6 protein-coding genes are annotated in these 9,645 nt (G+C 56.3%); 5 read left to right on the plus strand and 1 reads right to left on the minus strand.

Annotation, left to right across the window (positions count from 1 at the left end; genetic code table 11):
* Positions 1-150 precede the first annotated feature (150 nt).
* From hmsP to BM373_RS15730, 3 genes are all read left to right on the plus strand, one after another.
* On the plus strand, positions 151-2,157 hold the full coding sequence (hmsP, locus tag BM373_RS15720; RefSeq protein ID WP_218159476.1) for a biofilm formation regulator HmsP: 2,007 nt from the start codon (positions 151-153) through the stop codon (positions 2,155-2,157).
* 156 nt (positions 2,158-2,313) lie between these two features.
* Positions 2,314-3,600 (plus strand): dicarboxylate/amino acid:cation symporter, encoded by a 1,287-nt coding sequence (locus BM373_RS15725; RefSeq protein WP_090463230.1) that lies wholly within the window; start codon positions 2,314-2,316, stop codon positions 3,598-3,600.
* A 187-nt stretch (positions 3,601-3,787) separates the two neighbouring features.
* The gene (locus tag BM373_RS15730) at positions 3,788-5,281 is read left to right on the plus strand and encodes a M16 family metallopeptidase (RefSeq protein WP_090463233.1); all 1,494 of its coding nucleotides are present in this window, start codon (positions 3,788-3,790) and stop codon (positions 5,279-5,281) included.
* Positions 5,282-5,402: 121 nt separating this feature from the next.
* Here the strand turns inward: BM373_RS15730 and BM373_RS15735 are convergent, their stop codons facing one another.
* Positions 5,403-6,332 (minus strand): 2-dehydro-3-deoxygluconokinase, encoded by a 930-nt coding sequence (locus BM373_RS15735; protein WP_090463236.1) that lies wholly within the window; start codon positions 6,330-6,332, stop codon positions 5,403-5,405.
* Positions 6,333-6,567: 235 nt separating this feature from the next.
* Here BM373_RS15735 and pdeH point away from each other — a divergent pair, with 235 nt between their 5' ends.
* Positions 6,568-7,338: a cyclic-guanylate-specific phosphodiesterase gene (gene pdeH, locus BM373_RS15740; RefSeq protein WP_090463239.1), complete on the plus strand. Its 771-nt coding sequence runs from the start codon at positions 6,568-6,570 to the stop codon at positions 7,336-7,338.
* Positions 7,339-7,431: 93 nt separating this feature from the next.
* The gene (locus BM373_RS15745) at positions 7,432-9,492 is read left to right on the plus strand and encodes an AsmA family protein (protein WP_090463242.1); all 2,061 of its coding nucleotides are present in this window, start codon (positions 7,432-7,434) and stop codon (positions 9,490-9,492) included.
* Positions 9,493-9,645 lie beyond the last annotated feature (153 nt).

Genomic DNA, 9,645 nt, shown 5'->3' on the forward strand with positions numbered 1-9,645 from the left:
TCCCTTGCCGCCTTCCTGCAATTCGAATTATTTAGGGTATAACTAATATCCTGTTGTCAGTCTCTTAATGCCGCCACGATCGCGTATACTCTGGCGGCAGTAAGGTAACAAAAGGTTACTTTGCGTGTTAAGGGTATTCGGAGAATCAATTTGCGTGTCAGCCGCTCGTTAACAATCAAACAAATGGCGATGGTGTCAGCCGTCTGCATGGTGTTTATTTGCATTTTTTGCGTCATTTTGCTGCTTCATTTCTCGCAGCAGAATCGCTACAACACGGCGACACAACTGGAAAGTATTGCCCGCTCGGTGCGGGAACCGCTCTCATCTGCCATTCTGAAAGGCGATATTGTTGACGCTGAGACAATCCTTAAAGGCATCCAGCCCGCAGGGGTGGTCAGCCGCGCAGATGTCGTGCTGCCCAATCAGTTTCAGGCCTTAAGGATGAGCTTTATTCCCGAACGCCCGGTTCCGGTTTATATCACCCGCCTGTTTGAATTGCCGATCCAAATTTCGCTGCCGGTTTACTCCCTCGAACGCCCGGCAAATCCTCAGCCGCTGGCCTATCTGGTATTACAGGCGGATTCGTACCGCACATATAAGTTCTTAATGAGCGCGCTTTCGACGCTGGTGACAACCTGGCTGCTGCTGACGCTGATCATGAGCGTGGCGATCACCTGGTGTATCAACCGGCTGATTGTGCACCCGCTGCGGCGCATTTCGCGTGAGCTAAACGACCTGCCTCAGCAGGATCAATTGGGGCATCAACTGGCGCTTCAGCGCCATCATCACGACGATGAAATCGGCATGTTAGTGCGCAGCTATAACCGCCATCAGCAGTCGATGCTGCGTCAGTACGACGAGCTGAACACCCAGTCCACCCGCTATCCGGTTTCAGAACTGCCCAATAAAGCCTTTCTGATGGCGTTGCTGGAGCAAACCGTGGAAAGCCAGCGCACCACCGCGCTGATGACCATCGCCTGCGAAACCCTGCACGACACCACCGGCGTGTTAAAAGAGAGCCAGCGTGAAATCCTGCTGATGACCCTGGTGGAGAAGATCAAATCGGTGCTCTCGCCGCGCATGGTACTGACCCAGGTGAGCGGCTACGATTTTGTGATCATCGCGCACGGCGTCAAAGAGCCGTGGCATGCCATCACCTTAGGTCAGCAACTGCTGGCGGTGATTAACGAACGCCTGCCGGTGCAGGGGATGCAGCTTCGACCGAGCGCCAGTATTGGCGTCGCCATGTTTTACGGTGGCCTGACGGCAGAACAGCTCTATCGCCGGGCGATGTCCGCCGCGTTTTCGGCCCGCCGGAAAGGGAAAAACCAGATCCAGTTCTTCGAACCGGAGCAGATGGAGCAGGCGCAAAAACGCCTGACCGAAGAGAACGATATTCTGACGGCGCTGGATAATCACCAGTTTGCGATCTGGCTTCAGCCGCAGGTGGAACTGGCGACGGGTAAACTGGTGAGCGCCGAAGCGCTGCTGCGCCTGCGTCAGCCGGACGGAAGCTGGGAGCTACCGGAAGGGCTTATCGATCGGATCGAAAACTGCGGCCTGATGGTGACGGTCGGCTACTGGGTGCTGGAGGAGTCCTGTCGCCAGCTGGCCGCATGGCAGGCGCGCGGTATCAAACTGCCGCTGTCGGTGAATCTCTCCGCGCTGCAACTGATGCATCACTCGATGGTGGCAGACCTGCTGGATCTGCTTGAGCGCTACCGCATTGAACCGGGCACGCTGATCCTCGAAGTCACCGAAAGCCGCCGGATTGACGATCCGCAGGCGGCGGTCACTATCCTGCGTCCGCTGCGCAATGCGGGCGTGAGTATCGCGCTGGACGACTTTGGCATGGGCTACGCGGGCCTGCGTCAACTGCATCATATGAAGTCGCTGCCGGTGGACGTGCTGAAAGTCGATAAAACCTTCGTTGACGGGCTGCCGGACGATAACAGCATGGTGTCGGCCATTATCCATATGGCGCAAAGCCTCAATCTGGACATCATTGCCGAAGGCGTTGAAACCGAAGCGCAACGCGCGTGGCTGGCAGATGCCGGAGTCCGGCTGGCGCAGGGCTTTTTGTTTGCTAAAGCCATGCCGCCGGAGGCGTTTGAAGCCAGTTATTTTCACGTTGAGGGTGAAAATGAAACCGCCTGAGGCGGTGGTCAGCTTGCGCGAGTCAGCTCTAATTTCTTAACATTTATGTTTCAAATTTGACATAAGATTATATCTGTCATGTTTCACGGGTGTTATTTTAAGGCCGCAGACCACCTAACCCTACAAGGTCTGTGGTTTTTACCTCAAGGACACCCTATGAAAGCCTCTCTGTTTAAAAGCCTTTACTTTCAGGTACTGACGGCCATCGCAGTCGGCATCCTGCTCGGACACTTCTACCCTGATATTGGCGCGCAGATGAAACCGCTTGGTGACGCTTTCGTTAAGCTCATCAAAATGATCATCGCGCCCGTGATCTTCTGTACCGTGGTTACCGGCATTGCCGGAATGGAAAGCATGAAAGCAGTGGGGCGCACCGGGGCCGTTGCGCTGCTGTACTTCGAAGTGGTCAGCACCCTGGCGCTGATTATTGGTCTGATTATCGTCAACGTCGTGCAGCCGGGCGCAGGAATGAACGTCGATCCGGCGACGCTGGATGCCAAAGCGGTCGCGGTTTATGCCGAGCAGGCGCAACAGCAGGGCATCGTCGCGTTCCTGCTGGATGTGATCCCGTCGAGCGTGATTGGCGCATTTGCCAGCGGTAACATTTTGCAGGTCTTGCTGTTTGCCGTGCTGTTTGGTTTTGCCCTGCATCGACTTGGCAGCAAAGGTCAGTTGATTTTTAACGTTATCGAAAGTTTCTCGCAGGTCATTTTCGGCATCATCAATATGATCATGCGCCTGGCTCCCATCGGCGCATTCGGCGCGATGGCCTTTACCATCGGTAAATATGGCGTTGGCACGCTGGTGCAACTGGGGCAGTTAATTATCTGCTTCTACATCACCTGCATCCTGTTTGTGGTGGTGGTGCTGGGATCGATTGCGCGGGCCACCGGCTTTAACATCTTCAAATTTATTCGCTACATCCGTGAAGAATTGCTGATCGTGCTCGGCACCTCATCGTCTGAATCCGCGCTGCCGCGGATGCTCGATAAAATGGAAAAACTCGGCTGCCGCAAGTCGGTGGTGGGGCTGGTTATTCCTACCGGGTACTCGTTTAACCTCGACGGTACTTCGATTTACCTGACGATGGCGGCGGTGTTTATCGCCCAGGCGACGAACAGCCACATGGATATTTTCCATCAGGTGACGCTGCTGGTGGTGCTGCTGCTCTCCTCAAAAGGGGCGGCGGGCGTGACCGGCAGCGGATTTATCGTGCTGGCGGCGACCATCTCTGCGGTCGGGCATTTACCGGTGGCGGGGCTGGCGCTGATCCTCGGCATCGACCGCTTTATGTCGGAAGCCCGCGCCCTGACAAATCTGGTCGGTAACGGTGTCGCCACGGTGGTGGTGGCAAAATGGGTGAAAGAGCTGGACCAGAAAAAGCTCACCGATACGCTCAATAATCGTGCGCCAGACGGCAAAACCCAGCAAATTTCCCCTTAATCTCGCCCCCAATGTCCGTCGTCTCTTGTGAGGCGGCGGACAGCTAAGCATAATTACTCCCTATTTCGCTTCCAGACGTGACGTTTTGCTTTTTTCGTTGTCTTAAACGAAGTGTTTTAAACGTTACTCTTCAGGCAGCCTTTGCACAGGCAGCCTTTTTAACCAGGAATGTTGATCAGGGGTTCACATGCAGGGCACAAAAATTCGACTCTTAGCTGGCGGTTTGCTGATGATGGTCGCCGCCAGTCATGTGCAGGCAGATGCGCTCCAGCCGGACCCAGCCTGGCAACAGGGCACACTGGCGAACGGTTTTCAGTGGCAGGTATTAGCCACTCCCCAGCGTCCCAGCGACCGCGTCGAGATCCGTCTGTCTGTTAATACCGGCTCGCTCACCGAAAGCACCCAACAGAGCGGATTCAGCCATTTTATTCCCCGGATTGCCCTCTCTCACAGCGGCAGTCTGGAACCCACGCAGGCCCAGTCTTTATGGCAGCAAGGCTTCGATCCGAAGCATCCTTTGCCGCCTGCGGTGGTGTCGTATGAATACACCCATTTCAATTTAAGCCTGCCGAATAACCGCAACGATCTGCTGAAAGAAGCGCTGATTTATCTCGCGGATACCGCAGGGAAACTGACCATTACCCCGGAAACCATCGCCCATGCGCAGGGCAGTGAAGACCACGTGGCGACCTGGCCGGCGGATACCAAAGACAACTGGTGGCGCTACCGCTTAAAAGGGTCGACCTTGCTGGGTCACGATCCTGCGGAGCCGCTGAAAAAGCCGGTGGATGCCGCTCAGCTTCAGGCGTTCTATCAAAAATGGTACACCCCGGATGCGATGACCCTGATCGTGGTCGGCAACATCGACAGCCGCGCCGTTTCTGAGCAAATCAACAAAGCCTTTGGCGAACTAAAAGGTAAACGCGTCACCCCTGCACCGGTGCCGACGTTGTCGCCGCTCCCGCGTGAATCGGTGAGCATCATGAGTGATTCGGTGCGTCAGGATCGGCTTTCAATTATGTGGGACGGGGCCTGGCAGCCGATTCGTGAGTCTGCGGCGCTGTTGCGCTACTGGCGCGCCGATCTGGCCCGCGAAGCGCTGTTCTGGCAGGTACAACAAAACTTAAGCAAAAACAGCGCGAAAGACATCGGCCTGGGCTTTGACTGCCGGGTGCTTTTCCAGCGTGCGCAGTGCGCCATCAACGTCGATTCCCCGAATGAGAAGCTGAACAGCAATCTGGGGATGATCGCCCGCGAACTGGCGAAGGTGCGCGACAAGGGCCTGGCAGTGGAAGAGTTCAATGCGCTGGTGGCGCAGAAGAATCTGGAGCTGCAAAAGCTGTTTACCACTTATGCCCGCGCCGATACCGGCGTACTGACCAGCCAGCGTATGCGCTCGCTGCAAAATCAGGTGGTGGATATCGCCCCGGAGCAGTACCAGAAGCTGCGTCAGGACTTCCTGAACAGTCTGACGGTGGAGATGTTAAACCAGGATTTGCGCCAGCAACTGTCGCAGGATATGGCGCTGATTTTGCTGCAACCGCAGGGTGAGCAGGAATATAACATGAAGGATCTACAGGCGACGTGGGAGAGCGTGATGGCCCCGGCAGCGCCCGTGGCGGCGACGGTGAACGACGATACGCGGCAGGATGTGACGGATATTCCACCGGCACAGCAGTAGGGGTTTTTACCCTCACCCTAACCCTCTCCCTTAGGGAGAGGGGACAGATCGAGCACAGACTTGCCTTTCTCCCTCTCCCCTGGGGAGAGGGCAGGGGTGAGGGGGAAATCCCCCCACTACCTCACTCCGGCATCGCGTCCCGCGGAATAATCGCGCCGCGATACTGAATCACCGTACTGGCCGTCAAATGCCCGCGTTTCGCTGCGGCTTCGGCGTCACCGCCGGTCAGACGTACCGCCAGATACCCGGCGCTGAACGAATCGCCGGCCGCGGTGGTATCAATCACTTTCTCTTTCGCCAGTTTCACCGCAGGCACATCAATCACCGCTTCACCAGCAATCGCCACCAGGCAGGAATCCGCGCCGCGCTTCACGACCACTTCCGTTACGCCTGCCGCCTGAGTGCGCGCAATCACCTCTTCCACCGGCTTCTCGCCCCACAGGGCGTCTTCGTCGTCCAGCGTCAGGAAGGCGATGTCGGTGCAGGTCAGCATCTGCTGATAAACCTGCTGCGTCTCTTCTTTACTGGCCCACAGGCGCGGACGGTAGTTGTTATCGAAAATCACCTTGCCACCGTTGGCGCGGCATTCACGCAGCAACGAGAGCAGCTTGTCGCGGCTCGCCGGGCTTAAAATCGCCAGGCTAATACCACTCAGATAGAGATAATCGAACGTTGCCAGCTCTTCGCAGATGGCGGCGGACTGCTCGCTCTCCAGCCAGAATTTGGCGGCGGCTTCGTTACGCCAGTAGTAGAACGTGCGCTCGCCGGTGCTGTCAGTTTCGATGTAGTACAGGCCCGGCAGACGGTTTTCCATGCGTTGCGTCAGCCCGGTATCCACGTTTTCACTCTGCCAGGCGTCAAGCATCTGCTGGCTGAAGTTATCCGTGCCAAGCGCGGTAACGTAATGCACCGTCAGATCGTCAGGGGACACCTGGCGGGCAACATAAACAGAGGTGTTAAGCGTATCGCCACCAAAGCCACGGTTAACCTCGGTGCCTTTTTGTGACAGTTCAATCATGCATTCGCCAATGACGGCAATTTTCCTGGACATAGTCGTAACCTGAATCGGGATGATAGTTGCTAGTGTGCGTTGCGGGTGTTTCGTGGTCAATCATATTAAAACAACGTTCCATAAATTTTTTGAGCTAACGCGTGTTAAGTGCAAATTCTCGCGTGCAGGATGGCAAATTGCTTTTTAAGTGAACATAAAGTTCTCCCACCCGCCGCCGATAACTCAAAGACGAGTTCCGACAGGTCACTCACTCATTTAACAGGACAGACTGATAATGAAGTTAAAGCAGGTTATTTCGCGGCTTAACATTCCGGAAGCGAGTATCGAGGACTTGCAGGAGCGACGTTATTGGTTGCAATGTGAACGTGCTTACACCTGGCAGCCGATCTACAAAACCGATGGCAACCTGATGGCCATTGAAGTGCTGACCGTGGTGACGCATCCGTCTGACCCGACGCAGCGCATTGCCCCCGACCGCTACTTTGCCGAAGTCGCCGTGCGTCAGCGCCTCGACGTGGTGGAAGAGCAGGTCAGGATGCTGGCAGAAAAGCATGATTTTTTTATGCAGCACAACATTCTGGCATCGGTGAATGTTGACGGTCCCACGCTTCTGGCGATGCGCCAGCATGAAAGCCTGATAGCCCTGATTAATCGTTTACCCTGGCTGCGTTTTGAGCTGGTGGAGCATGTGCGCCTGCCGGATGAAGCGTCGTTTGCCACCATTTGCGAAGTCGGCCCGCTGTGGCTCGATGATTTCGGCACCGGGATGGCCAACTTCTCCGCGCTCAGCGAAGTCCGCTATGACTACATCAAAGTCGCCCGCGATCTGTTCATCATGCTGCGCCAGACGCCGGAAGGTCGCAATCTGTTCACGCAACTGCTGCAATTGATGAATCGCTACTGTCAGGGCGTGATTGTCGAAGGTGTCGAAACGCTGGAAGAGTGGCGCGACGTGCAGGCTTCCCCGGCTGCCGCGGCGCAGGGCTACTTTCTTTCGCGCCCGGTTCCGTTCGAGCACCTTGATAGCGTTATTCTTTCTCTCTAATCCAGGGCGGTCATTCGCCTGCACTGCCTCAGCCGTTTCCGTCAGCGTCAGCTATCTTTATGACAGGCAAGACAAGACAGGAAGGATGCAGGCATGTCAAAAACAGGCAAAATTATAACGGCCATTGTGGGAACGCTTTTGTTGTTGATCGTGGTGGCAATCATCATTATCGCGACGTTTGACTGGAACCGTCTCAAACCCACCATCAACGAAAAAGTGTCGACGGAGCTAAACCGTCCCTTTGCCATTCGTGGCGATTTGGGCGTGGTCTGGGAGCGCCAGAAGCAGGAAACCGGCTGGCGAAGCTGGATCCCGTGGCCGCACGTCCACGCTGAAGACATTATCCTCGGCAACCCGCCGGATATCCCGGAAGTCACGATGGTACACCTGCCGCGCGTTGAAGCGACCCTGGCTCCGCTGGCGCTGCTCACCAAAACCGTGTACCTGCCGTGGGTGAAATTCCAGCAGCCGGATGCCCGGTTAATCCGCCTCTCGGAAAAAAATAATAACTGGACCTTTAACCTCGCCAGCGACGGTAAGCCGAAGGATGAAAACGCGCAGCCTTCAGCCTGGTCATTCCGTCTTGATAATATTCTGTTCGATCGCGGGCGCATCAATGTTGACGATAAAGTCAGCCGCGCCGACATCGAGATCCTTGTCGATCCGCTCGGCAAGCCGCTGCCATTCAGTGAAGTGATCGGATCGAAAAGCGAAAAAGATACGAAAGTCGGCGACTACGTTTTCGGCCTGAAGGCAAAAGGGCGCTACAACGGGCAGCCGGTGACCGGTACCGGCAAAATTGGCGGGATGCTGGCGCTGAAGAGCGAAGGCACGCCGTTCCCGGTGCAGGCGGATTTCCGTTCGGGTAATACCCGCGTGGCGTTTGACGGCACCATCAACGATCCGATGAAAATGGGCGGCGTCGATCTGAATCTGAAATTCGCCGGGGATTCGCTTGGCGAGCTGTACGATTTAACCGGCGTGCTTTTGCCGGACACGCCGCCGTTTGAAACCAACGGTCGGCTGGTGGCGAAAATCGATCCTGAAAAAGCCTCGGTTTACGATTATCGGAATTTCGATGGTCGCATCGGCGACAGCGACATCCATGGTTCCTTAACCTACTCCACCGGCAAACCGCGTCCGAAACTGGAAGGCGATCTCGAATCCCGCCAGTTACGTCTGGCCGATTTAGGGCCGCTGATCGGCGTGGATTCCGGCAAAGGCGCAGAGAAATCAAAACGTTCAGAAGAGAAGAAGGGCGAGAAAACCGATCAGCCGTCGGGCAAAGTGCTGCCGTATGACCGTTTTGAAACCGACAAATGGGACGTGATGGATGCCGACGTGCGCTTTAAAGGCCGCCGCATCGAACACGGCAGTTCGCTGCCGTTAAGCGATCTCTCCACCCATATCATTCTGAAAAACGCCGACCTGCGTTTGCAGCCGCTGAAGTTTGGCATGGCGGGCGGCACCATCTCCTCCAATATTCACCTTGAAGGTGACAAAAAACCGATGCAGGGCCGGGCGGATATTCAGGCGCGTCGGCTCAAACTTAAAGAGCTGATGCCGGATGTGGAACTGATGCAGAAAACCATCGGTGAGATGAACGGCGACGCTGAACTCCGCGGCACCGGGAACTCCATCGCCGCCCTGCTCGGCACCAGCAACGGTAACCTGAAACTGCTGATGAATGACGGGGTAGTGAGCCGCAACCTGATGGAAATTCTGGGGCTGAACGTCGGTAACTTTATTGTCGGGCAGATTTTCGGTGATGACGAAGTGCGGGTGAACTGCGCGGCGGCGAATCTGGATCTGGTCAACGGCGTGGCGCGTCCGCAGATTTTCGCGTTTGATACGGAAAACGCCATTATCAACGTGACCGGCACCGCCAGCATGGCGTCTGAGCAGCTCGATTTGACCATTAACCCGGAAAGTAAAGGCATCCGCATCGTAACGCTGCGCTCCCCGCTGTACGTGCGCGGTTCGTTTAAAAATCCGCAGGCAGGCGTGAAAGCCGGACCGCTGATCGCACGCGGCGCGGTGGCCGCTGCACTGGCAACGCTGGTGACCCCCGCCGCTGCACTGCTGGCGCTGATTTCACCGTCAGAAGGGCAGGAAAATCAGTGCGGAGTGATTTTGTCGCAGATGAAGCGGTAGGGTGTAGAAAGGGTTCCCCTCACCCCGGCCCTCTCCCCAGAGGAGAGGGAGCAAACCGTCCCCTCACCCCGGCCCTCTCCCCAGGGGAGAGGGAGCAAACCATCCCCTCACCCCGGCCCTCTCCCCAGGGGAGAGGGAGCAAACCATCCCCTC

Source organism: Enterobacter sp. kpr-6 (assembly GCF_900116015.1).
Taxonomy (GTDB): domain Bacteria; phylum Pseudomonadota; class Gammaproteobacteria; order Enterobacterales; family Enterobacteriaceae; genus Enterobacter_D.